At 63.8% G+C, this 25,012-nt stretch carries 23 protein-coding genes; 19 read left to right on the top strand and 4 right to left on the bottom strand.

Translation table 11 applies throughout. The annotated features are described in order from the left end of the window. Positions 1 to 14: 14 nt before the first annotated feature. Complete coding sequence (locus GC162_02125; GenBank protein MBI1367430.1) at positions 15 to 608, bottom strand: hypothetical protein; 594 nt, start codon at positions 606 to 608, stop codon at positions 15 to 17. 40 nt (positions 609 to 648) lie between these two features. Then, positions 649 to 3,573 (bottom strand): excinuclease ABC subunit UvrA, encoded by a 2,925-nt coding sequence (gene uvrA, locus GC162_02120; protein MBI1367429.1) that lies wholly within the window; start codon positions 3,571 to 3,573, stop codon positions 649 to 651. A 243-nt stretch (positions 3,574 to 3,816) separates the two neighbouring features. On the opposite strand from uvrA, the gene GC162_02115 reads away from it, so the two are divergent. From GC162_02115 to GC162_02070, 10 genes are all read left to right on the top strand, one after another. After that, a complete protein-coding gene (locus tag GC162_02115; protein ID MBI1367428.1) occupies positions 3,817 to 4,212 on the top strand; it encodes a hypothetical protein in 396 nt (131 codons plus the stop codon). Between the two features lie 19 nt (positions 4,213 to 4,231). Beyond that, complete coding sequence (locus GC162_02110) at positions 4,232 to 4,612, top strand: acyl carrier protein (protein MBI1367427.1); 381 nt, start codon at positions 4,232 to 4,234, stop codon at positions 4,610 to 4,612. A gap of 90 nt (positions 4,613 to 4,702) precedes the next feature. Further along, positions 4,703 to 5,221, top strand: a complete 519-nt coding sequence (locus GC162_02105) for a beta-hydroxyacyl-ACP dehydratase (GenBank protein ID MBI1367426.1) — start codon at positions 4,703 to 4,705, stop codon at positions 5,219 to 5,221. A gap of 120 nt (positions 5,222 to 5,341) precedes the next feature. Further along, entirely contained in the window at positions 5,342 to 5,875 is a 534-nt protein-coding gene (locus GC162_02100; GenBank protein MBI1367425.1) for a sigma-70 family RNA polymerase sigma factor, read from the top strand. Next, positions 5,872 to 7,212, top strand: coding sequence for a hypothetical protein (locus GC162_02095; GenBank protein MBI1367424.1), 1,341 nt, complete (start codon positions 5,872 to 5,874; stop codon positions 7,210 to 7,212). The genes GC162_02100 and GC162_02095 overlap by 4 nt, the downstream gene beginning before the upstream one ends. Before the next feature lie 149 nt (positions 7,213 to 7,361). Beyond that, on the top strand, positions 7,362 to 8,276 hold the full coding sequence (locus GC162_02090; protein MBI1367423.1) for a hypothetical protein: 915 nt from the start codon (positions 7,362 to 7,364) through the stop codon (positions 8,274 to 8,276). 220 nt (positions 8,277 to 8,496) lie between these two features. Next, a complete protein-coding gene (locus GC162_02085; protein MBI1367422.1) occupies positions 8,497 to 9,300 on the top strand; it encodes a prepilin-type N-terminal cleavage/methylation domain-containing protein in 804 nt (267 codons plus the stop codon). 64 nt (positions 9,301 to 9,364) lie between these two features. Beyond that, complete coding sequence (locus GC162_02080; protein MBI1367421.1) at positions 9,365 to 10,645, top strand: xylosidase/arabinosidase; 1,281 nt, start codon at positions 9,365 to 9,367, stop codon at positions 10,643 to 10,645. A 61-nt stretch (positions 10,646 to 10,706) separates the two neighbouring features. Then, entirely contained in the window at positions 10,707 to 11,006 is a 300-nt protein-coding gene (locus GC162_02075) for a metal-sensing transcriptional repressor (GenBank protein ID MBI1367420.1), read from the top strand. A 9-nt stretch (positions 11,007 to 11,015) separates the two neighbouring features. Then, complete coding sequence (locus tag GC162_02070) at positions 11,016 to 12,122, top strand: hypothetical protein (protein ID MBI1367419.1); 1,107 nt, start codon at positions 11,016 to 11,018, stop codon at positions 12,120 to 12,122. A 1,026-nt stretch (positions 12,123 to 13,148) separates the two neighbouring features. On the opposite strand, the gene GC162_02065 is transcribed toward GC162_02070, so the two are convergent. Both GC162_02065 and GC162_02060 read right to left on the bottom strand, forming a co-directional pair. Further along, positions 13,149 to 13,808 (bottom strand): DedA family protein, encoded by a 660-nt coding sequence (locus GC162_02065; GenBank protein ID MBI1367418.1) that lies wholly within the window; start codon positions 13,806 to 13,808, stop codon positions 13,149 to 13,151. Positions 13,809 to 13,955: 147 nt separating this feature from the next. Beyond that, complete coding sequence (locus tag GC162_02060) at positions 13,956 to 14,894, bottom strand: TetR family transcriptional regulator (protein ID MBI1367417.1); 939 nt, start codon at positions 14,892 to 14,894, stop codon at positions 13,956 to 13,958. Between GC162_02060 and GC162_02055 the strand changes: the two genes are divergently transcribed. From GC162_02055 to GC162_02015, 9 genes are all read left to right on the top strand, one after another. Continuing rightward, positions 14,806 to 15,192, top strand: coding sequence for an aminoacyl-tRNA hydrolase (locus GC162_02055; protein MBI1367416.1), 387 nt, complete (start codon positions 14,806 to 14,808; stop codon positions 15,190 to 15,192). The two genes, GC162_02060 and GC162_02055, sit on opposite strands and share 89 nt — an antisense overlap. Further along, positions 15,189 to 16,376: a hypothetical protein gene (locus GC162_02050; protein MBI1367415.1), complete on the top strand. Its 1,188-nt coding sequence runs from the start codon at positions 15,189 to 15,191 to the stop codon at positions 16,374 to 16,376. The genes GC162_02055 and GC162_02050 overlap by 4 nt, the downstream gene beginning before the upstream one ends. Before the next feature lie 35 nt (positions 16,377 to 16,411). Next, complete coding sequence (locus tag GC162_02045) at positions 16,412 to 17,119, top strand: ComF family protein (protein MBI1367414.1); 708 nt, start codon at positions 16,412 to 16,414, stop codon at positions 17,117 to 17,119. Between the two features lie 124 nt (positions 17,120 to 17,243). Beyond that, positions 17,244 to 19,070, top strand: a complete 1,827-nt coding sequence (locus GC162_02040) for a hypothetical protein (GenBank protein MBI1367413.1) — start codon at positions 17,244 to 17,246, stop codon at positions 19,068 to 19,070. Between the two features lie 21 nt (positions 19,071 to 19,091). Beyond that, positions 19,092 to 19,706, top strand: a complete 615-nt coding sequence (locus GC162_02035) for a sigma-70 family RNA polymerase sigma factor (GenBank protein ID MBI1367412.1) — start codon at positions 19,092 to 19,094, stop codon at positions 19,704 to 19,706. Continuing rightward, positions 19,699 to 21,129, top strand: a complete 1,431-nt coding sequence (locus tag GC162_02030) for a hypothetical protein (protein ID MBI1367411.1) — start codon at positions 19,699 to 19,701, stop codon at positions 21,127 to 21,129. Before GC162_02035 ends, GC162_02030 begins: the two co-directional genes overlap by 8 nt. 29 nt (positions 21,130 to 21,158) lie before the next feature. After that, on the top strand, positions 21,159 to 22,286 hold the full coding sequence (locus tag GC162_02025; protein MBI1367410.1) for a hypothetical protein: 1,128 nt from the start codon (positions 21,159 to 21,161) through the stop codon (positions 22,284 to 22,286). Between the two features lie 203 nt (positions 22,287 to 22,489). Then, positions 22,490 to 23,413 carry a prepilin-type N-terminal cleavage/methylation domain-containing protein gene (locus GC162_02020; GenBank protein MBI1367409.1) on the top strand — a complete coding sequence of 308 codons (924 nt, stop codon included), beginning with the start codon at positions 22,490 to 22,492 and terminating at the stop codon, positions 23,411 to 23,413. 242 nt (positions 23,414 to 23,655) lie between these two features. Next, positions 23,656 to 24,843, top strand: a complete 1,188-nt coding sequence (locus GC162_02015; GenBank protein ID MBI1367408.1) for a hypothetical protein — start codon at positions 23,656 to 23,658, stop codon at positions 24,841 to 24,843. The last annotated feature ends 169 nt before the right edge of the window (positions 24,844 to 25,012 follow it).

The following is a 25,012-nucleotide window of genomic DNA, read 5'->3' as shown; positions in this document are numbered from 1 at the left end:
TTTTTGCATGTGTGTCAGGGCAGATGTTCCAGATCGTCCTGATCCTTGGTCCGTCCGGCGGCGCGTTTGTTTGCGCGCAGGTCGTTTGGATGAATGATTGACACCTGGACGCCGTCGATTTCCGCGACTATTCGGCGAGCGTAGCAATCTCGAAAATCCACCCCGCTGATTGTTGTCAAGAGTTCGATCCGCATCGGCGGCACACCCATGCGGATGATCTTCTCCGGCGTTTGAAAGAGCTTCGGTTCGACGGATGGATCATCGAATCCATATGCATTGAGGGCTTGAGTGATCCGCTGAGCATTGGTCTTGTCGGTGGCGATCCACAGGTCCAGGTCACCGGTGGTGCGAGGGTAGCCGTGGTATCCGACCGCATATCCGCCGACGAGCAGGTACTCAACGCCGGTCGAGCTGAGCAATCTCAAGAACTCTTTGAAGTCGGACGGTAGTCGGATCATAACCGTACATCTGCTGGCGAAGGGATTCGAGGGCCTCGAGCCGCTCGTGAGGTGTCCGGGTGCGCCAGTATGCGGGGCTGTCGTCGGCGTCCCGGAGCGATGATACCGAAAATGACTTGCGATCGACACGGGCGACGGAATGAGCGTCATGCGGCTGCATGAGGCATTCTATGACGACACGGGGATTGAATCACCCCGCGGCGGCGGGGCGTTTGAGGTGTTGGGCGAGGTACTGGCCGGTGTGGCTTTTGGGGTTGGCGGCGATCTGTTCGGGGGTGCCCTCGGCGATGATGGTGCCGCCGCCTTCGCCGCCTTCGGGGCCCAGGTCGATGATCCAGTCGGCGCACTTGATCACGTCCAGATTGTGCTCGATCACGAGCACGGTCTGATTGCGCTCCACGAGCTGATTGAGCACGTTGAGCAGATTGTGAATGTCGGCGAAGTGCAGGCCGGTCGTCGGTTCGTCGAGTACATACAGTGTGTGGCCGGTGGCGTTCTTGCCCAGTTCGGTGGCGAGCTTGACGCGCTGCGCTTCGCCGCCGGAGAGCGTCGTGCTCGCCTGACCCAGATGCACGTACCCGAGGCCGACGTCGCGCAGCGTGCGGACCAATTGCGTCACCTTCGGAAACGCCTCGAAAAATTCCAGCGATTCCTCGACCGTCATGTTGAGCACGTCCGCAATGCTCTTGCCGCGGTAAAGAATCTCCAGCGTCTGCCGGTTGTACCGCGATCCTTTGCACACTTCGCACTCGACATACACATCGGGCAGGAAATGCATCTCGATCTTCTTGGTCCCCTGACCCTGACACGCTTCGCAGCGCCCGCCCTTGACGTTGAAGCTGAATCGGCCGGCCTTGTAGCCGCGGATTTTCGCCTCCTTCGTCATGGCGTACAGCGTACGGATCAGATCGAAGATGCCCGTGTATGTCGCAGGGTTGGACCGGGGGGTGCGGCCGATCGGGGACTGGTCCACCTCGATGACGCGATCCACCTGATTAAGCCCGTTGATGCGGTCATGCGCCCCGGGTTTCTGACGCGTGTTGTGAAGATGGCGCGTCACGGCCCGCAGCAGAATCTGATTCACGAGCGTCGACTTACCCGACCCGCTCACGCCCGTCACGCACACAAGCCCGCCCAGCGGGAAGCGCACTTCGATGTTCTTGAGGTTGTTCTCGCGAGCGCCTTTGACGACCAGCGCGCTGTCCGCCTTGAGCGGGCGGCGATGATCGGGCAGTGGGATCTGACATTCGCCGGTCAGATACTTGGCCGTGATCGAATCGCGCGAGGCGATGAGCTGGTTGTAGTCGCCGGTGGCGACGACGCGCCCGCCATGCACGCCCGGGCCGGGCCCGATGTCGGCGATCCAGTCGGCGGCCCGGATGGTGTCCTCGTCATGTTCGACGACGATGACCGTATTGCCGATGTCGGTCAGATGGCGCAGCGTGGCGATGAGCCGGTCGTTGTCGCGCTGGTGCAGGCCGATCGTTGGTTCATCAAGCACGTAGCAGCATCCGACGAGTCCGGAGCCGACTTGCGTGGCGAGTCGGATGCGCTGCGCTTCGCCGCCGGACAGCGTCCCGGTCTGTCGATCGAGCGTCAGGTAGTTGAGGCCGACGTTGGACATGAAGCCAAGTCGGGCGCGGACTTCCTTGAGGATGGGCTCGGCGATGAGCGTCTTTTCCTTGTTGAGCGGGAGTTTCTCGAAGAAGGGGACGGCCCGTCCGATGGTCATGGCGACGACGTCGGCGATGTTGACGTGATCGGGCGCGCCCGTCTGCCGAGCACCCTCACCCCGGCCCTCTCCCGGAGGGAGAGGGAGGAAAACATTGAGCGCTTCGGGGCGGAGTCGGGCGCCGTGGCAGGATTCGCAGGCCGCTTCGCTCATGTAGGCGTGCAGCCGCTGCTTGACGTATTCGCTGTCGGTCTTTTCCCATCGGCGCTGCAAGTTCGGGATCACGCCCTCGAAGTGCGCCGCGTATTTTTTCTCATCCTTGTCCGTCGTGCCGCGGAGAAGAATCTCGCGGATCGCCTTGGGCAAATCCTTGTAGGGCGTCGCCGGATCGATGTTGAAATTGCGGCAGAACTGGCGCGTGGTGCGCCCATAGTAAATGTTCATCCGCTTGCCATGCTTGCGCCACGCATCAATCGCCCCATCCTCCAGCGAACGCGTCTGATCCGGCACGATCAGATCCTCATCAAACTCCATGATCGTCCCCAGCCCGTCGCATTCCGGGCACGCGCCGTAGGGACTATTGAAGCTGAAGAGCCGCGGGGCCAGGTCTTCGAGCGAACATTCCGGATGCTCCGCACAGGCGTACTTCTCGGAAAAAAGCTGATCGGTCCAGACTTCCTTGTCCTCGCTGCTGGCCTTCTCGTCGAGCGTGGCGATGATGACCAGACCCTGCGCGAGTTTGAGACTGATTTCGATCGAGTCGGCGAGTCGGGAGCGGATGGCTTCCTTGACGATGAGCCGATCGACGACCGCTTCGACATCGTGCTTGAAGTTCTTGGCCAGCGTCGGCGCCTGCCGCAGGTCCATGACATTGCCGTCGATGCGCGCGCGGACGAAGCCCTGTTTGCTGATGGACTCGATGACTTCGACATGCTCGCCTTTTTTGCCGCGGATGAGCGGGGCGAGGACCATCAGCTTCGTGCCCTCGGCGTAACCCATCACCGTCTCGACGATCTGCGAAGCCGACTGGCTTTCGATGGGCTTGCCGCAGACTTTGCCCTTGCCCATCGGGTGCCAGCAGCGCGGTTGCCCCGCCCGGGCGAAGAGCAATCGCAGATAGTCGTAAATCTCCGTCGTCGTGGCGACGGTCGAGCGCGGATTGTGCGATGCGGACCGCTGCTCGATGGCGATCGTCGGCGGCAGGCCCTCGATCTCCTCCACGTCCGGCTTGTGCATCTGCTCCAGGAACTGCCGGGCGTACGCGGACAGCGACTCGACATACTTGCGCTGCCCCTCGGCGTAGATCGTGTCGAAGGCGAGGGAGGATTTGCCGGAGCCGGACAGGCCGGTGATGACGACCAGCTTGTCGCGCGGGATGTCGAGGTTGACGCCCTTGAGGTTGTGCTCGCGGGCGCCTCGGATGGACAGGTACTTGGGGGTCATGGTGTGGTGCGCATCGGTTCAAGGTGTGGGCAAACGATCCATGATAACGCCCACGTGTCAGGTCGCCAATGCGGGCAGACCAGTAGGAAGTGGTGATATGCGAAGCGGCGATATGGCGATGTGAAAGGCCTTCGGACATCACCACATCGCCATATCACCACATCGCCACTTCCCCTTGCGATGGGAACTTGATCCGATTACGCTACCGGACTACTGTCGCGGCGGCGACTGGAGCAATAGCGCTTGCGATTCGAACTCATTGACACGGTCATCGCCGCTGAGGGCGACAAGCTGACGGCGATCAAGAACGTCACGGCGGCGGAGGAGTACCTCGGGGATCACTTCCCGACGTTTCCGGTGCTGCCGGGCGTGATGATGCTCGAAGCGATGGTGCAGGCGGCCCGGAAGCTGCTTGGCTCAAAAGTGCCCGAAAAGGGGCCCTGGGTGCTGGCGGAAGTCCGCAATGTGCGGTACGGTAACATGGTCCGTCCGGGTCAGCAGTTGCGCGTCGAGGTCGAACTGCTCAAAAGCGATCAGGATCGTCACAGCTTCCAGGGCCGCGGGCTCGTCGAGGCCAACGTGGCGGTGCAGGGACGGTTTACACTGCGGCCGGCTCAAAAATCACCGGCCCAACATTAGAAGACGATGGAGCAAGCCCATGACGCACGATGAAATCTTTGAAAAAGTCCGCGAAGTCCTCGTCGACGCGCTCGGCGTCGATGACGACGAAGTCACCCCGGACGCCACCCTGACCGGCGACCTCGGCGCGGAGTCCATCGACTTCCTCGACATCGTCTTCCGCCTCGAAAAGGCCTTCGGCATCAAGATCAGCCAGGGCGAACTGTTCCCGGACAACGTGCTCCAGAACGCCGAATACGTCCAGGACGGCAAGGTCACCGCGCAGGGCATGACCGAACTGAAAAAGCGCATGCCCCATGCCGACTTCGCCAACTTCGAAGGCGACCCGCAAGTCGCCAAGGTCGGCGAGATCTTCACCGTCGAAGCCGTGGTGAAATTCGTCGAAGCCAAACTCAAGTAACCGAGTGCGGAGCTGGGAGTTGGGAGTGCGGAGTAAAATGCCCCGCGTTCCTCACTCCGCACTCCGAACTCCCAACTCCCCACTCCACTCATGCGCTGGTGCTGGATCGATCGGATTCTGGAGCTTGAAAAGGGCGCGCGGTGCGTGGCGGTCAAGAACGTCTCGCTCGCCGAGGAGCATCTGCACGATCATTTCCCCGGCACGCCGATCATGCCCGCTTCGCTCATCGTCGAAGGCATGGCCCAGACCGCCGGCATCCTCGTCGGCCACGCCCGCGACTTCAAGGAAAAAGTCATCCTCGCCAAAATCGGCAAGGCGAATTTCGAAGCCGACGTGTACCCCGGTCACACGCTCATCTACTCCGCCGCCATCGACCGCATTGACGACTCGGGCGCGTCGACCACCGGCACAGTGACCCTTCTCGATCACGCCCACCACGCCGACGCTGAGCGAAGCGAAGCGTCTGGTACCGTCATCGGCACCATCGAACTGATGTTCTCCCACATCGACAAGAACATGCGCGGCCTGGGCTTCCCCGAGCACAATTTCGTCTTCACCGACCAGTTCATGAACCTGCTCAAAAACAGCGGCTTCGCCCCGACTGGCTGAGCCGATAAAAAACCTAAAATTCTGTTGCAACAGCGATTATAAATCCAACCGGGCGGATTTTGATGGCGTTTTTATATATTTTGTGTACAGTTTCGCAAAAGGTGCGGGATAACCAGGTGCATGACGCTCGACCACGCGCAACTTGTGCAGGCGCTGATCGCCGATCGCGCCAGACTGCTGGCGTACATCCTGTCGATCGTGCGCGATGAGCATGCGGCGGAGGATGTCTATCAGGAAGTGTGCACGCTCGCGCTGGAGAAACGCGACGAGATCAACGACGCCGATCATCTTGCGGCCTGGGTCCGCCTCACCGCGCGGCACCGGGCGCTGAAGGCGGTCGAAAAGGGGGCGCGCCGGCCGATGGTTCTCGATGCGAAGATGCTCGATCTGTTGGAGCAGCATTGGCAGTCGCTGGAGGCGGTGGAGTCATCGGAGATGGTCGATGCGTTGCGCACGTGCATGCGGGAGCTGACGCCGCACGCGCAGCAGCTTGTCCGCATGCGTTACGCGGAGGGCATCCGCTCCAGCGTCATCGCGCAGCAGCTCAATCGTCAGCTCAACGCGGTGTACGTCGCCATGACGCGCATTCATCGTCAGCTTGCCGAGTGCATCCGTCATCGGATGGGCATCGCCGAGCGCGGGGGTGAGTCATGACGCATCCGCTGGCGCCGATTCTCTGCGTCGACCGGCCGGATGATTTTTCCGATCTGGTGCTGCGCTATCTGGAAGGCGACATGAGCGAGGAGCAGGGCGCGTCGATGCGTGCGTCGCTCCAAGCCAGCGCGTCGTTGCGTCAGCTTTTTGTGCTCATGTGCTACGAATCGCGCCTCATCGCCGAGGCCGCTCGGGCAAAGACGGACAATGATCAGCTTGCAGGGCCGCGGGCCGGCGGGGTCTGGTGGTTGAGACTGGGATATGCGGCGGCGGCGGCGTTGGTGATCATGGCTCTGACGCTGGGCGCGTTCCTGCAGCGCGCCCAGCATTCTGATGAGGCGTGGCTCGTCGGCATGAGCGACGGGAGGCGCGGCGTGGCGATGCTCTCGGACCGTTCCGACGACGCGAAGTTCGACGGCGAGCCGCTGGCGCTGGGCGAGAATCTGCCGGCGGGATTGATCCATCTGACGACGGGGCGGGCGCAGGTCGTGTTCAAGTCGTCGGCGGTCGTCGATCTGAACGGGCCTTGCGCATTTGAGATGACGGGCGTCAATCGCGGTCGACTCAACGCCGGTCAGATCGAAGCGTACGTCCGCCCCGAAGCGCACGGATTCACGGTCGACGTGTCCGACGACGCCCGTGTCATCGATCTGGGCACGCGGTTCGAACTGACGGCCTTGCCGAAGCTGGAGCCGACGGTGCTGGTGACGGAAGGGCGCGTGCGCGTCGAAAGCGGAACGCAGACGGCGATAATGCACATAGGTCAGGTCGGGCGGCTATCGGAAAACGGATGGGTGGTGTCGAACGTGTCGCCCTCCGGGATCGCGTCGCACAGTCCGAATGTGCGGCTCGTGTACTTTCCGCCGGTTCGTTTGAGCGACGGCGGACTCGATTCGGATACGGACTTGTTCGTGATGGCGGAGCGGCGGGGCGTGGATGCGGGGCGGCGCTGGGTCGCCGTCACGCAGACGGGCCAGTTCACGCTCGGCACAGGCAAGCCCGGGCAGCTTCCGCCCGATGCGATCGTCGACAGCTACCTGCTGCACGCCGACGCCGTCGCCGAGAGCGGGGCGACGATCGATGCGAGCGTCACCTTCGATCGCCCGGTGCTGGGCGTGATCCTCGCCGAGGGGCTTAACACATCCGACAGCGAATTGGCGTTGCCCGACGAGCCGCACGAGGCGTTCGATCATCGCGGCCCCGAGCGCGACGATCATTTCACGCTCAGCGAAGATCGCAAGACCGTCACGATTCATTTTCAGACGACGACGCCCGACGAAATCCGCGTGCTCATCCGTTCGGCTGTCGATCGAAAGGCCGGCGCTTCGGCGCCGTGATCGATCCGCCGGGGAGACCCGCCGCGATCGTGTTGGAAAAATCGGCCCGAGTCTGGTGAGAGGAACTGCAGACCGCTCACGAGGCGCCCCGGCGACGGATGTTCCGCCGCCGGCGGGAAGAAGAATGGTTCGACGTAAGGAGATTTTCAATGGTGCGACTCATCAGCAAGCGTGCAGTCCTCGCCGCGACGATCGTGGCGATGAGTGCATGGCCCGGCGGAGCGGCACACGCCGACACGGTCTACTTCAACGACACGTTCGAAAACATCGGCGGCACGGCGACGCGCGATAATGACACCGCCGCCGGCAACACCGCCGACATCGCATGGTTCACCAACGGCAACTTCGGCACGTTCACCGTCGTCAATGCCGGCGGCGCCAACGGCAACATGCTCGAATTCAGCCCCGGCACGTCCAACGTCCGGATTGCGGGCGTCTTCGACGCCGACGTCTCCGACAACAATCCCCGCGCGGGCACGGCTTCCGACGGAGACGGCAACGCTGTCCTGCCGGTCGGACTGGGCAATCGGCTCGAGCTGTCGATGGACTTTCGCTTCAACGCCGCGATCCCCAATCCCAGAGCATGGAACTTCGGGCTCTTCGAAGACACGACCGCCGGCGGCGTCGTCACCGCCGACAATCTCGGACATAACGCCTTGCTGGGGTATTACGCATCCCTGAACACAGGGACGGCGTCGGCCGGATCGAGCGTGTCCGAAGGCACCAACTCCTTCGGCGGCGGCGGGTCAACGACGCTGGGCTCCGCGGCGAGCGGCCTGATCAGCGACACCGCGATCCATACCCTCAAGCTCGTCCTCGAAAATGTCGCCACCGGCATCAACGTCCAGTTCTATCTGGACAACGCGCTACAGACCAGCGGGATCGACACGACCTCGCCCTACAGGAATTTCAACACCGTCGCGATACAGACCACCAGCAGCACCAACTATCGATTCGACAATGTGAAGCTTCTGCAGGTGATCGTCGTCCCCGCGCCTGCGGCGCTGCCGGCGGGGCTGGGGCTTTTGTCGCTGGGCATGATGCATCGCCGGCGGCGGCGATGATGAAATGGATCACCCCCGCCCGGTGCGTTGCCGGGTTGCGGGGCGGGCGCTGGATCCGCCGTAACGAAACCTTGGCGGGCTTCGTGTTCGAGTGATTCGGACTCAAGGCGGATCGAGCTTCATGCGTTCGGCGCACGAAAGTGCGTCGAACGCCTTTTCGGATTACGATCCGGCGACTCGGCCGCGAGCGCCATGTGTGGCTCATCAACAGGGCTGAACCATGAATCGCCTCCGCACCGGCTTTACGCTCATCGAATTGCTCGTCGTCGTGTCGATCATCGCGATGTTGATCGCCATCCTCTTGCCGTCGATGGCGGCGGCGCGCGAGACGGCCCGACGGGTGGCCTGCGGATCGAACCTGCACCAGATGCACCTGGCGCATTATCAGTGGGCGATCGATCACAAGGGCTCGTTCGTCGAGGGCCAGCCCATCTATGACGAGCAGGCCGACGCCGGCAATCGCGGGGGCACGGGCCACTACGCCCTTTGGATCCGCACATGGACCAACCCGTCCAAAGGCAGCGAATACGGCGGATCCTACACCAAGGAAGGCGCCCTTGTGCGCCGCGGTTATCTGCACGACGGCCGCACCTTCTACTGCCCGAGCTGGACCGGCGTCCTCAAATATCAGCAGACCGGCAACGAATTGAGCCCCACCGGCGGCGGATGGTATGAAAAGGAATCCGATGTCCCCGCGGCGCAGAGGTACATGCAGACCGCCTATCACTACAACAGCTCCTTCGACGCCGACAAGTCCGCCTTCATCAAGGATTGGCGCTCCGCCAACGTCACCGACCCCGGCACGATCGCGCTCAAGGCCGACGCCTTCTCCGATCCCGCACGCGGCGTCGATCTCCATCATGTGACCGGCTACAACGACCTGAAGCTCGACGGCTCCGTCTCCTTCTACGACGACCCGAGCTTCACGATCCGCGACCTGAAGGGCGGAACCTCCTACTCCGCCACCGCCTCCGACTACAAGCTGTTTCAGACCGTCGCGTGGCGAATGCTCTCGAACAACTGATCGCCGCTTGCGCTTGGCATCGATCCGGTCGCATCGCCTCCCGCGCACCGCTAAACTTGCATCGATGATGCAATGGTCACGACGCCGACTCCTCGCCGCGCTCGCCGCGATGGGCTTGACCCCGTCGCTGTTGCGCGCCGACGCCGCGCCCGTCGCGCCCGCGCCGCCGCATTCCGATACCGACCTCGATCGCCGCATTTTCTGCGGGTATCAGGGCTGGTTTCGCACCCCCGACGACGGCGCGAACCTCGGCTTCGTCCACTACGCCGGTCTGCACGGGTTCAAACCCGGTAGCTGCGGCATCGAACTCTGGCCCGACGTTGCCGAACTCGACGCCGATGAAAAGCACGCCACCGACTTCCGTCACGCCGACGGGTCGATCGCCCAAGTGTTCAGCTCGCACCATGTCAAAACCGTCGAGCGGCATTTTCAATGGATGAGCCAGTACGACATTGACGGCGCGTTTTTGCAGCGTTTCCCCGTGCTGCTTGATTCGCATGTCGAGCCGTCGATGAATGATGTGCTGAGTTGGTCGCTCGACGCGGCGGACAAACACGGCCGCCGCGCGGTGATCATGTACGACCTGACCGGCCTGCGCGAAGGGCAGATCGGGCGCGTGCGCGACGACTGGGCGAAGCTGATGGCGATGCATATGCACGAGCGCCCGCTGACCGTGCGGCACGGGGGCAAACCGCTCGTCGCGCTCTGGGGCGTGGGCTTTGCCGATCGCCGCGCGTACACGCTCGACGACTGCCGCCAGCTCGTGCGCTACTTCAAGTCCGATGCCGCCGGCGGCTGCGCCGTCATGCTCGGCGTCCCCTTCTACTGGCGCGATCAGAAAGCCGACGCCGTCAACGACCCGATGTTTCACGATCTGCTGCGCGAAGCCGACGTCCTCTCCCCCTGGTCCCCCGGAAGGTATGGCACGCCCGACGACGTCGCCGCGCGTATTGCCAAGCACTGGTCGCGCGACGCCGCATGGTGCGAGCAGCACGGGCTGTACTTCATGCCCGTCGCCTTCCCCGGCTTCAGTTGGCACAACCTCGAAAAAGCCCGGGGCCGGGACGCGATTTTCGATGCGATCCCGCGCCGCAAGGGCGAATTCTTCTGGTCGCAGATCGTCGCCGCCCGCGCCGCCGGCGCGCGCTCCGTCTACATCGCCATGTTCGACGAACTCGACGAAGGCACCGCCATCTTCAAATGCGACCCCGACCCCCCCATCGGTGAAACCCGCTTCGTGAACGAAAAAGACCTGCCCAGCGATCACTACCTCTGGCTGACGAGTCAGGCCCGCGCGTATCTGCGCGCCGATCTGCCCGACGCCGCGCTGCCCAAACGTAATTGATTCGTTCGCGGAAATGACCACGGCACTTGACATATCCTATCCAGGGGGATAGGTTTTTCGCATGGTGCACAAGCATGAACATCACGATCACGGGCATCTGCATCAGACCCACCCTCAGATCATCAAGCGCCTCAAGCGCGTGAGCGGGCATCTGGCCAAGGTCATCTCGATGATCGAGGAGCAGCGCCCGTGTCTGGACCTGGCGCAGCAGCTTCACGCCGTGGAAAAGGCCGTGTCCAGCGCCAAGGCGACGCTGATTCATGATCACATCGATCATTGTCTGGACGAGACGATGCGCCGCCCCGGCCCCGGTTCGCGCCGGGCGATGGATGAGTTCAAGCAGATCACGAAATACCTGTAGAGGTTCGACATGGATCATTCATTGACGTTGGTGTATTTCCCCTCCGCGGTGGTGCTTGGGGCGCTGCATGCGCTGGAGCCCGGTCACGCCAAGACGCTCACCGCCGCCTATCTGATCGGCGTCAAAGGCACGAAGCGCGATGCGATCCTTCTGGGGCTTTCCGTGGCGACGACGCACAGCATACTCGTGATTCTGCTGGCGTTTGGGGCGCTGTGGCTGGGGCAGGAGGCGTTCACGGATCAGGCCACACATTGGCTTCAAATCGGCAGCGGCGTCGTGGTGATCGCGCTGGGGAGCTGGATGCTCTGGCGCCGCTGGCCGCGCGTGCGGCGGGCGACCGGACATGACCATGCTCACCATCACCATCACCATCATCATCACGCCCCCGATCCCGTACTCGTCAGCAGCCCCCTGGCGACCGGGCGGCTTGAAATCGTCGACACGCCCGCGGGCGAACGCCTGCGGCTGACGCTGGATCAGCCGGCCCCGGGACTGACGGCGCGCGTCGACATCACGCGCCCCGATGGCGAAATCGAGGTGCTGACGCTGAGTGCTCTAGCGGGCGATCCCGGCGTTTATCTCAGTAACGAAGCGCCGCAGGAACCCCACGAGTTCGCCGCCGTCGTCGAACTGAGTCGCGAACAGCAGCGCGACACCCTGCCGTTCGAAATGCACGAGCCGCACGATCATGACCACGACCACGATCACGACCATGCTCACGCGCATCATCATCATGATCATGACCTGATGGACGAAGACGAGCACGCGCGGGCGCATGCGGCGACGCTGCCGGAGTATGTGCGTCGCGGGGAGCGGCCGTCGCTTGGGCAGATCGTCGCCTTCGGAGCGGCGGGGGGCATGATTCCCTGTCCCGCTTCCGTGACGGTGATGCTGCTGGCGCTGAGCGTGGGGCGCGTCGGCATGGGCATGTTCACCGTGCTGGGCTTCAGTCTGGGACTGGCCCTGGCGCTGGTGGGCATCGGCCTGATCGTCGTGGCGGGAATCAGCAAACTGGGTTCGACCAGCCGCTTCTCATGGTTCTCCCGCCGGGCGCCCGTCCTCAGCGCGGGCGTGGTGATTCTCTCGGGCATCGCAGCGCTCTTGTTCGCCCATTGAAGCACGGCCGCAACCCGGAGCCCGCCGCGAGCGGCGTCGCTGAACGGCACACCGTATTCCGCATTTTCCGCGCATGAAAAAACCGGGCCACACACCACGTCTGGTCCGGTCTTCAGCCCTCACATCTCATTCACACTCACTCGCGTGAGCGACCCGGGTTCTCAGGCCGGGTCAGCCGTCGTGTCCGATCGGGCGTCAGGGTGAGGGCTCCTGAACGCTCGACTTCCTCCGGACCGACGGTTCTCCTCATCCGCGCCGCTTCGGGGTATCTCAGGCCCCTGGGCGGCTATAGGCACTCTCCTGCCTGTGGTCTCCATTCCTGCCGTCTCACGATCCTCCGTCCGGTGGTCCGACTTCCAGGTCTCATTCTTGAAGCCGGGCCGAGGTTCACCTTTTCCAACCGTGTCTCACAATCCAGCTCCGACAAGTCTCAAAGTCCAACTCCGACGAACAGGTCCGTTCACCATGAACGGGTTCTCTCCGGTATTTCACCGGATATTTTCACCAGCGATGGGTCAAACCATCGACCGGTCAACGGGCTCGTTCGGCGAATGACCATTGCAACGGGTGTCAAACGCGCGTGACCATAAAGGTCTATGTTTTAGTTAACCGTCCGACCCGCAGGCCGTCCGTATCGAAGTGCGCCTCTCCCAAGGCAGGATGTAATTTAGCACGGGGCCGGACGGCTGTCAAGTTATCGGCACCGGATTTGAGAAATTATTTTCACCCGTCCCGGCGCCTCAAAAAAGGCCGCGGCGGGCGGAAAACGAGAGGGTTGGATGCGGCGGGGTGCGCGAGACGGTGCTTTATGTCAACGTAAGCAACGCGTTGGCGGAGCGACAAAGATGTCTGGCCGTCGGCAGTCCCGCTGCATCGAAACCTCTCGAACAACCCGAGCGATGCGGCCTATTTTGAACATCGGTCATGCGGGCGACGCGACTTGAGGCCGAAGCCGTCAGCGGTCCGTGGTCAGCAAAGACAGGGGGGCCCTTCTGGCTGACGCCTGACCGCTGACGCCTGACACCTTCAAAGCATTTTGATAATCGCAAACCCCGCGACAAGCAGTGCGACGAAGGCCAGGCACAGCCAGTTGAAATACTTATCGATGAACGGCAGCGCCTTGGGGCCGATCCAGTAGAAGAGTCCCGCCACCATGAAGAAGCGCATCGCGCGCCCGATCAGCGACACGCCGACGAACAGACCCAGCGGCTGGGCGAACACGCCGCCGGCGATGGTGAACACCTTGAACGGAATCGGCGTGAACGCCGCGGCGAACAGCACCCACACGCCCCAATGCTCGTACCAGCTTTGCACGCGCTCAAACTCGTGCGGCGAAAAACCCGGCACCCAGGTGTACATCCATTCCACCACCGGCGGGCCGACGAAATGCCCGATTGCGTACCCGCCCACCCCGCCCAGCACGCTGCCCACCGTCGTCACCGTGGCGAACCACAGCGACTTTCTGCGATGACCCAGACACAAAGGCGCGAGCAACACATCCGGCGGAATCGGGAAGAAGCTCGACTCGGCGAAACTCAACAGGAACAGCACCGTCGTCGCATGCGGGCGATGCGCGAACGAAAGCACCCAGTCGTACAGATGCCGATGCAAAGCCCAGCGTGAGACGACGACCGCCGACTCGGCGGAAGCGCGATCGTCGGGCGTGATTTCGGGGTGATCGTTCATGCCTTGACCCCTCCCCATTCGAGGGGGAGGTTGGGTGGGGGTGAATCCTATCAGCCCACGACCGCGTCCGCATCGAAACGGATGCGGAACCAACTGATGCGATTCACCCGCCCCCAACCCCGCCCTCAAGGGCGGGGGGCAAAACGCTCATAGCATCGTCACATCCTCGCCTTCGAAATCGACGTGCACCTGCGTTTCGGTTTCGTCGGAAAGCGAGGGGACGATCTGAATTTCGGGGCGCGGCGGGAGGGACACACTGGCTTCGACGGCGTCGAGGTCCCCGCCGAGCATGAGCTGCCCGTGCACCTGGGCCCAGCAGCGGCGGGCGGCCCCGGCGTCGCCGAGCAGACTCGTCCACCCGTCCAGAATCGCCAGAATCGTCTCCGGCGTCCGCGGATGGTCCGGTTCGTCCGCCGACTCGAGCCAGAACATCAGACGGTAAAGCTGCGCGTGCCGCTGCGCCAGTTGCACATACATCTGGATCGATTCGTCGATCCGCACGGCGTCGGCCTGCACATAGCGCACGACCGGCGAGAACACCCGCGCGGCGCAGGCCCGCAAGAGATCGCGCTTGTCGGTGAAGTAGCGGTAGATCGACCCGACGGAGCAGCCAAGCTGTTTGGCGATCGCCCGGATCGTCACGCCGTCGTAGCCCGTCTGATCGAAGCAGAACTCGACGGCTTCGAGAATCTGCTCCCGGCTCAGGAACCCGGTGACGGGGCTGTTGGGCGCGGGCGTTTGGGCGGGCGCGTCGGTCACCTCCGCGACGACGGGGCGCACCGGCATCGGGGCAAGCTCATCGGTCGAGCGGGTGTGAATTTCGAGGGGGACGCTGGGAGTCGAATCCGTTTCGTTTGCGTGCATGATGTTCACCTCCTTGTGAACGAGCGTCATTTTGCGACAATCGCTCGCAAAATACAAGGGGTTGTGGGAAACTTTGCGCATGGAATTTTCAGTCGGTCCATCCACGCTCGACGTCGGCGCGCTGCGCCTGCCGATGAACCTCATGACCTTCACCTTCGCGCGGAGCCGGGGACCGGGCGGGCAGAACGTCAATAAGATCAACTCCAAAGCGCAGTTGAGCATCGGGCTCGACGACCTGGCGGCGCATCTGGAACCTTGGATGCTGCGCCGACTTGTGCGCCTGGCCTGCCGGAGCGTCACCGAAGACAGCCGCCTGATCCTCAGCGCCGACGCGTCGCGCTCGCAGCGGGCGAATCGACAGGCGTGCATCGACAAGCTGCGCGAGCTGTTGGTGCAGGCCACGACGCGCCCGAAGGTCCGACGCAAGACCAGGCCCACGAAGGGATCGGTCGAGCGTCGCCTCACTGAAAAAAAACGCCGCTCGGATATCAAACGCCGGCGGTCAGGAGAGTCATCATGAAGAAGTTCATATGCATCGTCGCCGGTGGATTGTTCGTTTCGAGCGCCTTGGCCGACCCCCCGCAGCCCAAGTTCGAGCCGCAGACGATCGACCCGGCGATCAGCATCGGGTACGGGCTGGCGATCGGGGATGTGGACGGCGACGGGAAGCCGGATGTGCTGCTGGCGGATGCGAAGCAGATCGTGTGGTATCACAATCCGGACTGGAAGAAGTCGGTGATGGCGGAGAATCTCACCGAGCGCGACAACGTGTGCATCGCGGCGCGCGACATCAACGGCGACGGCAAGGTCGAAGTCGCCGTCGGGGCGCAGTGGAACCCCGGGGAGACAAGCGATCGCGACAAGAGCGGGGCGATCTTCTACCTGATTCGCCCGGAGGACCCGACGCAGAAGTGGCAATCCGTGCGGATCGAGCCGCACGATCCGACGACGCATCGGATGCATTGGGTGAACATCGGCGATCGGTACGTTCTGGTGGTGCTGCCGCTGCATGGCGTGGGCAACAAGGGGGGCGAGGGGAAGCCGGTGCGATTGGAGGTGCTCACGCCGCCGGCGGATTTGAGTGATCCGACGGCCCAGTGGTCCAGCGCGTTTTACGATACGGCGTCACACATGACGCATAACTTCGACGTGGTGCATCCGCCGGCGGGACCGGAGGCGATTTTCGTGGCGGGCAAGGAGGGCTTGTCGCCGGGGGCGATGGAGAACGGGGGATTCGCGCTGGATCATCTGCCGGGGATGTCGGACGCGGCGGGGGAGGTTCGGTTGAGCTTGACGCCGGGTTGGGCGGTGCTCGCGACGATCGAGCCGATGCACGGCAATCGCGTGGCGGTGCAGGCGGGGCCGGACAATGCCGCGTCGCCGCCGCCGCGGCGCGTGCTCGACGAGACGCTGGCGGAGGGTCATGCGCTGGCGGCGGCGGATTTGCTGGGCATGAAAGTGCCGCAGGTGATTGTCGGATGGCGCAATCCCAACGCGGACGACAAGGTCGGCATCCGCATGTACATTCCCGACGAAAACGCCGGGAAATGGACGCCTTTTACGATCGACGACAACACGATGGCGTGCGAAGATCTGAAAGTCGCTGACCTGGACGGCGACGGGAAGACGGACATCATCGCGGCGGGGCGGGGGACGAAGAATGTGGTGATCTATTGGAACAAGACGGCGATGCAGAAGCCGTGAGAGACACACGCCGCAAGCGGCGTCGCTAAACGGGTATGGCGATATTGGCGCGCATGATGGATGCGATGTTGTCGACGACGCGGCGTGCGGGGGACGCGGCGGCGGCGGCGACGGACTGGCGCGCCGATGCACCGGGCACGTACTGCCGGCGATGCGGGGCGACGTGTCACGAAGCGGCGCTGACGGCGAGCGGCTGTCCCTATTGCCGGGGCGAGCGCGTGGCGTGGCAGGGCGTCTGGCGGCTCGGGGCGTATGAGGAGCCGCTCTCGCGGTGGATCGTCGAGCTGAAGTTTCATGGCCAATGGACATGGGCGACATGGTTCGGGCGCGAGCTGGCGCGGATCACCGCCGACGTGCCGGCGGACCTCGCCGAGGGCTCCGCCGTCGTGCCGATTGCATTGCATTGGCGTCGCCGCATCGGGCGCGGCTTCGATCAGACGATGCTCGTCGCGCGGGCCTTCGCCCAGGCGAGCGGGCGCGACTTTGCGCCGCTGCTGACCCGCCGCCGCGCGACGACGCCGCAGTCGCACATTCACGAACACGCCGCGCGACTGCGCAATATCCAAGGGGCGTTCGTCATGCCCGACGTCGATCTGGCCGGGCGGACGATCTGGCTCGTCGATGATGTGAAGACGACGGGGGCGACGGCTCGTGTGGCGTCGCATCTGTTGCGACGGGCGGGGGCGAAGCGCGTGCATCTGGTGGTGCTGGCGGTGGCGGACCCGGGCAAGGGGCGGGCGTGACGCGATAAAAAGGCGATCAATTCCGGGATTTTTACGTGCATCGCCCGGCGGATCGTGGTAGATTACCGCCGGTTCCCCGCCAGAGAAAAAGGCCTCGCAGAACGAAACGCGGAAAAATCAGGAGATGCTTCGGATGAGTCGATCACCTCGACGTTATGGCATGGCGCGATCGGTAGGGATGCTCGCGATCATGATCGCCGCCGCCGCCGCCCCGGTCCGGGCGCAGAACCTCAATCGCTTCTTCGACGCCGCCAGCAGCGGGTCCACCTGGGACAGCACGTCGACCGCCAACTGGGCCTCCGCCTCTGGCGGTCCGTACAACATCGTCTTTGGCGGATCCTACAACCGCGCGATCTTCGAAGGTACCGCCGGAACCGTCAACATCGCCGCCTCCGTCAGCGTCAACGCCTTCACCTTCAACACCACCGGCTACACCATCACCGGCGGAACCATCAGCAAGGGCTCCCCCTCCGGCGGAACCTACTTCTTCGCCGGCTCCGGCGTCACCGGAACCATCAACTCCAACATCACCACCACGACCGCCGGCATTCAGAAATACGGCCTCGGCACCGTCCAACTCGGCGGCAATGTCACTTACGGCACCGGCACCACCAATGCCGACTACTGGCTCAAGGTCGACGCCGGAACGCTCCGCATCACCGCCGGCACGCACGCCAGCCCGACCTTCCTCGTCCTCGGCAACGACTCCGCCGACGCCAATGCGCAGACCTTCGCTCAAACCGGCGGAACCTTCACCCAGTCCAACAGCATCTACCTCGGCAACGCCTCCGGCTCCGGCGCGTCCACCTTCGACCTCTCCGGCGGAACCTTCATGCAGACCGCCGGATCCGTCGCCTTCGCCAATCGAAACTCCGCCACCATCAACATCTCCAACACCGCCGACGTCACTTTCGCCGCCGTCACCGCCGGCGCCAACGCCTCCAACGCACAGGCCGCTACCCTCAATCTCGACGGCGGATCCCTCACCGCCCCGAGCTTCACCAAAGCCGCCACCAACGCAACCTTCGCCTTCAATTTCAACGGCGGAACCCTGCACGCCAGCGCCTCCTCCGCCACCTACATCTCCGCACTCAACCGCCTCAACGTCCGCAACGGCGGCGCCATCATCGACACCGCCGCCTTCAACGACACCATCGTCAACGCACTCGATCACTCCAACATCGGCGGCGACGCGATCACCGACGGCGGACTCACCAAGCGCGGCTCCGGAACGCTGACCCTCTCCAATAACAACACCTACACCGGCGCGACAACCGTCTCCAACGGCTTGCTCAACGTCACCGGCTCGCTCGCCAACAACGGGTCCGACAAAATCTTCATCGCCGCCGACGCCAACGGTGACTTTTCCTCCGGGACCGACACGAAGCTCGCCCGAGCCGTCGCCGCCGCCGCGTCGTACGCCGGGTATGGATCAGCGATCAATTCGAGCTTGATGAGCGAAGCCGACCTGCTCGGCGGAACCAACACCACCGGCTCGACGAAAACCCTCGCCATGCAGTGGCGCACGCTCGCCAGCACCGCCGGCGAAATCAACGCCTCCGATCTGGCCTCCGATGTCCTGAACCTGACCGGCATCGACACCACCAAATTCGTCCTTCAGATGAGCTACGACCCCATCGACGGCGAAGCCGCCGCCGCGGCCGCCGGGCACATCTATCTCGCCTGGCTCAATACGAACACCGACACCTGGCTCAACGCCATCGCCGGGAACCACGGCTCGAACGTCGGCTCGACGAACATCCTCGGCAGTTGGGCCGGCGCCGGCGGCTCGACCCTCGCACTGGGAAGCTGGGGCGTCGACACGACCAACCACGTCGTCTGGGCCGTCCTCGATCACAACAGCCAGTTCGCCGTCGTCGCCGTCCCGACCCCCCTCGCGCTCCCCGCCGGCCTCCTCCTGCTGACGCTGGCCCCCTCACGCCGACGCTGAGCCGGCTCTGCGGCGAAGCGTCTGGTACCGCCCCCTCGAAATTATTTTCCATCCGCTGTACAGAACATCGCCCCCGCTGCGGAACAGGGTGTAGCCGGAGCACGCCCATTGAGCATTTCGCATGAACAGCTTGTCCTGATCCTCGTCCGTGACCGGGCGCGCTTCCTCTCGTACATCTGGGCGATCGTCCGCGATGAGGAACTCGCCGAGGACGTCTATCAGGAACTGTGCGTCGAAGCCGTCCGCAAGTCCAGCGACATCAAGGACGAAACCCATCTGACCAACTGGCTCCGCCGCGGGTGTCGCCACCGTTCGATCGACGCCCTGCGTCGTCAGCAGACCACCCCGCTGATCTTCGACGACCGGATTCTCGACGGCCTCGAGGACGACATGGCCGCCGACACCGCCCCGACGCCCGATGTGCAGCACGCCCTGCGTCACTGCCTTTCCGAGCTCGCCCCCAACGCCCGTCAGCTCATCGACCTGCGCTACACCGAGAACCTGACCGGCCAAGCCCTCGCCTCCCGCCTCGGCCGCCCGGTCAATACGATCTACGTCACATTGAGCCGCGCCCACCGCGTCCTCGCCGACTGCATCCGCCGCCGCCTCGCCGAAAGTGAGGCGTCTCATGGATAATCTTGACACGGTCGCCGACCTCGCCGCCCGCTACTTCGACAAGCTCATCACCCCCGATGACTTCGCCGCCCTGTGCGAACACCTCGCGACCGACCCCGCCGCCCGCCGCCACTTCAACCGCATGTCGCTCCATTCGCGCCTCCTGCGTGCCGCGGTGAAGGATCAGGGATCGGGGATCGGGGGTCAGGGATCAGGGATCCGCCTTAACGCCGACGCTGAGCCCGCCTTGGGGCGAAGCGTCTGGTACGAAAAAGGGTTCAGAGTTCAGGGGTCAGGGGTCAGCTTCAAGCCGGCAGGCGCACTCGCCGCGCTGCTCGCCCTCGCCGCCGCGCTCCTGTTTGTCTTTCTGCCTTCCACTCCGCATTCCCCACTCCCCGCTCCCCACGCCGCCGCCCCGGCATCTTTCGCGATTCTCAGCGACCTCTCCGATGACGCCGCCTTCGCCGACGGCGATCTTTCCCTCGGCGAAGGCCTCACCGCCCCGATCAAACTCACCGCCGGCAAAGCCCAGCTCATGTTCCAATCCACCGCCGTGGTCGACCTGACTGGTCCGTGCGAGTTGGAGATGACCGGACCCAACCGGGGCCGGCTCATGCGCGGGTCGCTCGATGCCTTCGTCCCCAAAGATGCTCACGGTTTTACGGTGGACCTGCCCGGCGCGGTACAGGTGGTGGATCTGGGGACCGCGTTCAACATTCATGTGGATGACCATCATCGCTCGACGATCCATGTGACGCAGGGCCGGGTCGCCGTCGAGTATCCCGACGCGTCGGGGATGCGCCCGTTGAATCTCGCCGCCGCCGATCGCCTGGTCGTCGTGACCGATGCGTCCGACCGGATCGTCACGATCGCCCGACAGCGCGTGGTGATTGACGATCCGGTGGAGCCCAACAGCGGCTGGTCCGACAACAGCCAGTTCAATGCGGGATTCGGTCTGACCCGGCCGATCAAGGGCGCGAGCGTGCTGAATATGACGCGGATCGAAGCCGAGCAGGTCCGCAAGACATTTGACGATGTTCACCTCTCGCCGGGCGTCTACACCGTCACGTTCCAGGTGCACAACTACCGCAATCACCCGTCGATGCCGCCGGGCTTGACCGCCGCGCTGCAGGCGGGACCGATGAATCTGGACGATCGGCTCGTGACTTCCGACACGCCGACGCCGGCGCCGGGACAGTGGGTCGCCTGGACGCTGACTTACGACATTGCCGCAGACGATGCGCGGCTGGGCATGCCGCTGAGCTTCGTCATCACCGATCGCGCCGGGCAGGGCAACGGCGCGATCGACCATCTTGAAGTTCTGCTCGAGCAACCTGTCAATCATTCGCCGAGGACGCCCGGTACCAGCGCCCTCGGTGATGCGGAGTCGCCAAGCGGCTCGGCGAACCGATCGGCCCGCGATGTGCGCGTCGGCGGAGAATAGGGAAACCGTTTGCGCAAGGAGCAAAGCACATGAACCGACACATCCTTCGTACCCTTCTCGTCGCCGTCACGGTCGGCGCGGGCACGGCTCAGGCCGCCGTCGTCTGGGACAACGGCGCCACGACCCTCAACTGGAAGGACGCCGCCAACTGGAACCCCGACGGCGTCCCCGCCGCCAACAGCATCATCCAGTTCAACGGCTCCGGCGTCGGCAGCGCCCAGGTCCCCGCCAGCTCCACCGTCACCATGGCCGGCGACACCACCGCCTACAACTTCGGCAATACCACCGAAATCGACTTGAACAACGGCGCGGGCTTCACCCTCGATGTCGGCGCCAAGTCCGGCTTCATCTACTTCAAAACCTTCAAAGTGCAGGACGCATTCGACTACAAGGTTCTCGCCGCGTCCACGGGGTTCATGACCATCAGCAACACGCAGGGCATGCCGGTGGATGTCGTCTCCGGCGGGTCGCTGACGATCGACGGCTGGCTGACCGTCAACGCCTTCGGCGCCGCAACGCTGACCAAAACCGGCACGGGCAATCTGATCCTCAAAGGTCCCGCCTCCGCACCCAACACCAGCACCGTCAGCGTCATCGCCAACGGCGGTACTCTCACCATCGACACCAAGGTCAACTACAAAGGCACGACCACCATCAACTCGACCGCGACGCTCGCGGGCTCCGGCGACGTCCTCGGCGCGGTCACGATCGCCAACGGCGGCAAGCTCGCCCCCGGCAATTCCGCCGGCGTCCTGACCCTCGCCAGCACGCTCAATATCTCCGGCGCCCTCGCCAATGCCGCCCCGTCCATGCTCTTTGAACTGGGTTCCAGCAGCGACAAGGTCGTACTTACTTCCGGCGTGCTGACCATCGGGTCGGGCCTGATGAATTTCGACGACTTCACCTTCACGCCCATCGCCGGGTTCGGCGCGGGCGTCTACACGCTCTTTGACACTGCGCAGACCCTCAGCGGCTCGCTCGGTTCGAGTCTCACCGGGTCGATCGGCGGCGGATATCAGGGCACGATTTCCCTGGCCAACGCCAATCAGGATGTCATCCTGACCGTCGTCGCGATCGTCCCCGCGCCCGCCGCGCTGCCGGCGGGATTGTCGCTGCTGACGCTCAGCTGCCTGCGCCGCCGCGGGGTCCGGCGCTGAATCGATTGTCGACCTGCTTGTGATGCGTCGGTGAGAGCCGGCGTATCGCATTGGACGGAACATACGGATGTCCCCGCCGCGCCGTGAAAACAAAACTCTGGCGGGTTTGGGTTCGACGGTTCGAGCCCGCGGCCGGTCGGGCACAGGCGTTCAATTCGCGAAAGCGGGTTGGGCGTTTTGATTCGACGGTGATGGAAAGCGTCATGACGCGAAACGACCACGCATCCATTTGTCATTTAGCGGCAGGGCTCGCCCCGCGCGGCGGATCCGTTTGGCCACGCGGGGCGAGCCCCGCCGCTAAATGTCGCGCCCGTCGACAACATGGTTTCTCGCTGATCGAACTGCTCGTCGTGATGACGATCATCGCGCTGTTGATCGCCATTTTGTTGCCGTCACTGAAAGCGGCGCGGGCGGTGGCGCGGTCGGCGGTCTGCATGAGCGTGCTGCATCAGTATCAGTTGACGCAGATGAACTTCAGTCTCGACAACGACTGGATGCTCTTCCGTCACATGCAGGGCAACGTCGCCACCGGCGGGAATCCGAATCTTCGATGGGCCGGTCAATTCGCCACGCAGATGTTTCCGCAGGCACAGCTTTACACGGCTCAGCGGCGCGGGATCGATCTGCCCGCCTGCCCGGAAGCGACGCAGTTGCGTCCGTCGCCGCCGTACGCGGGCTTCGGCGCGGTGCCGTATCTCTGGGGCCAGCCGGGCGTCTGGACCGATACATGGCTCGGCGACTACACCGGGTCATACGCGTTCAACGCATGGATGTACGAAATGTCGCAGTTTCCATCGGGAACGACGGGGACGCACGGCCCGGTGTCGCGCTACTACCAGCGCGTGCCCAACATTCCGCAGCCGGCGATTGCGCCGGTGTTTGTTGACGGCGCCTGGTGCGAGACATGGCCGATGCACACCGACGGCACCAACGGCAATCTGGAGGACCCGTACACGCCGTGGACCGGCATCGAGATGAGCCGCGTCACCATGACGCGTCATCCCAACGGCACGGTCAACGGCGTCTTCGCCGACGGGTCGAGCCGCAGTCTGCGGATGAAGGACCTGTGGACGCTCAAGTGGAACCAGCTTTTCAATACGAACACCGGGTTCGATCCGGGGGGGTAATACCGATCCCATGTCATCCTCGTGTGTGCGCCACTTTGTTTTGATGATCGACATCAGGCATGCAGGCGTGCGTCTATTCCAGCTTTCGGCGCAGGCCCGGTCGATCTCGGCTGCGTCCTTGAACACCCGGTTGCTCAGGTCGTACTGGCGCATCCACGCCCGCACACGCTGCCGGCGGGGGTGAATCGCCGTTCGACGGCACGCATGATCATCAACACATACACGCGAACAAAAAGGATGTCATGAAAATTCATCGTCGACACGTTCTGGGAACGATCGCCGCCACAGCGGGGGTTGCGGTTTTCGACACGCAAGCCCCCGCCCGCGCCGATGAAACCTCCGCCGCCGAGCCGTCCGCGGTGGGCAATCCCTGCCTGTTCAACCCCGACACGAACATCATCAGCGTCGTCTGGCGGGTGCATCAGCACAGCGCCGGCGCCGTCGAGTACGGCACGACCGAACAACTGGGCCAGACGGCCACCGTGATTCGGCACGGCCTCTGTCAGCGCGACGACGACGTCCTGATGGTGCATCTTCAAGACCTCGAGCCCGACACGACGTACCACTACCGCACCGTCACGATGCCGATGGACTTCGCGTCCGGACGCTACCTCAACACGCCCGCGCGAGGTCCGATTCAACGCAGCGACATCCGCCAGTTCCGCACGCTTTCGGCCAAGTCGGACGCCGCCTCCTTCGCGGTCATCAACGACACGCACGAGAACACGCCGATCATCCACGGCCTGTTCGAGCGCCTCGCGGCCGACCCGGCGGATTCGATCATCTGGAACGGCGATCTGTTCAACAACGTCCAGACGAAGGAGATCGTCACCGAGCAGACGATCGACCTGCTCGGGTCCGGGGAGTACGCCAGCCGCACGCCGATCACCTTCGTCTACGGCAATCACGACATCCGGGCCAAGTACGCGCCGGACCTCGAAAAGATTTTTCCCACGCGTGACGGTCGCCGGTACTTCACCTGGCGCAACGGGCCGATCCAGTTCATGGCGCTCGACACCGGCGAGGTCGTCGATGTGCCGGACGTGACCTCGTTCCCCGATTACCGCAGCGAGCAGATTCCCTGGATCGCCGAGCAGATCAAGCGCCCCCAATGGAAAGCCGCGCCGTTCCGCGTGGTGTTCTGCCACATCCCGCTCCACGGACCGTACAGCAGCGCCGATGCGCGTGCGAAGTGGGACGGATTGCTCAACGAGGGCAAGGTCGATCTGGTGATCAGCGGCCACACGCACAAGCGTGCGTACTACCCGCCCGCCAACGGCCGCACCTACGCGCTGCTCGTCGGCGGCGGGCCGACGGCCAACAACGCGACGCTCATCCAGGGTCGCGCCAAAGGGCGCCAGTTGGACCTGAGCATTGAAACCTACACGGGCAGACCGGCGGGCAAATGGACCTTCGAATCGCGCACCTGAGCCGCCGCCGCAAGCAGGAGCCGAAGCGCCTTGCCAATCATCACCGCCTCAGGGGTCCGAAAAGGTGTCGGGTCCGAAAAGGTGTCTGGAACCATTTTTTTGTCTGGATACCAGCCCGGAGCTGACGCGGTCGGCGGCCGGTCGTGCCTGTTGCAATCCGATCTTCCCT

This window comes from Planctomycetota bacterium, from assembly GCA_016125255.1.
GTDB lineage: Bacteria > Planctomycetota > Phycisphaerae > Phycisphaerales > Zrk34 > RI-421.
Note: the sequence above shows the minus strand (reverse complement) of the source record. Positions and strands in the feature narration are given on the sequence as shown.

Coding starts and splice junctions, on each gene's coding strand:
- GC162_02125 (MBI1367430.1), bottom strand. CDS start 608: ATGACGCTCATTCCGTCGCCCGTGTCGATCGCAAGTCATTTTCGGTAT.
- uvrA (MBI1367429.1), bottom strand. CDS start 3,573: ATGACCCCCAAGTACCTGTCCATCCGAGGCGCCCGCGAGCACAACCTC.
- GC162_02110 (MBI1367427.1), top strand. CDS start 4,232: ATGACGCACGATGAAATCTTTGAAAAAGTCCGCGAAGTCCTCGTCGAC.
- GC162_02105 (MBI1367426.1), top strand. CDS start 4,703: ATGCGCTGGTGCTGGATCGATCGGATTCTGGAGCTTGAAAAGGGCGCG.
- GC162_02100 (MBI1367425.1), top strand. CDS start 5,342: ATGACGCTCGACCACGCGCAACTTGTGCAGGCGCTGATCGCCGATCGC.
- GC162_02095 (MBI1367424.1), top strand. CDS start 5,872: ATGACGCATCCGCTGGCGCCGATTCTCTGCGTCGACCGGCCGGATGAT.
- GC162_02090 (MBI1367423.1), top strand. CDS start 7,362: ATGGTGCGACTCATCAGCAAGCGTGCAGTCCTCGCCGCGACGATCGTG.
- GC162_02085 (MBI1367422.1), top strand. CDS start 8,497: ATGAATCGCCTCCGCACCGGCTTTACGCTCATCGAATTGCTCGTCGTC.
- GC162_02080 (MBI1367421.1), top strand. CDS start 9,365: ATGATGCAATGGTCACGACGCCGACTCCTCGCCGCGCTCGCCGCGATG.
- GC162_02075 (MBI1367420.1), top strand. CDS start 10,707: ATGGTGCACAAGCATGAACATCACGATCACGGGCATCTGCATCAGACC.
- GC162_02070 (MBI1367419.1), top strand. CDS start 11,016: ATGGATCATTCATTGACGTTGGTGTATTTCCCCTCCGCGGTGGTGCTT.
- GC162_02065 (MBI1367418.1), bottom strand. CDS start 13,808: ATGAACGATCACCCCGAAATCACGCCCGACGATCGCGCTTCCGCCGAG.
- GC162_02055 (MBI1367416.1), top strand. CDS start 14,806: ATGAACCTCATGACCTTCACCTTCGCGCGGAGCCGGGGACCGGGCGGG.
- GC162_02060 (MBI1367417.1), bottom strand. CDS start 14,894: ATGCTCAACTGCGCTTTGGAGTTGATCTTATTGACGTTCTGCCCGCCC.
- GC162_02050 (MBI1367415.1), top strand. CDS start 15,189: ATGAAGAAGTTCATATGCATCGTCGCCGGTGGATTGTTCGTTTCGAGC.
- GC162_02045 (MBI1367414.1), top strand. CDS start 16,412: ATGGCGATATTGGCGCGCATGATGGATGCGATGTTGTCGACGACGCGG.
- GC162_02040 (MBI1367413.1), top strand. CDS start 17,244: ATGCTTCGGATGAGTCGATCACCTCGACGTTATGGCATGGCGCGATCG.
- GC162_02030 (MBI1367411.1), top strand. CDS start 19,699: ATGGATAATCTTGACACGGTCGCCGACCTCGCCGCCCGCTACTTCGAC.
- GC162_02025 (MBI1367410.1), top strand. CDS start 21,159: ATGAACCGACACATCCTTCGTACCCTTCTCGTCGCCGTCACGGTCGGC.
- GC162_02020 (MBI1367409.1), top strand. CDS start 22,490: ATGACGCGAAACGACCACGCATCCATTTGTCATTTAGCGGCAGGGCTC.
- GC162_02015 (MBI1367408.1), top strand. CDS start 23,656: ATGAAAATTCATCGTCGACACGTTCTGGGAACGATCGCCGCCACAGCG.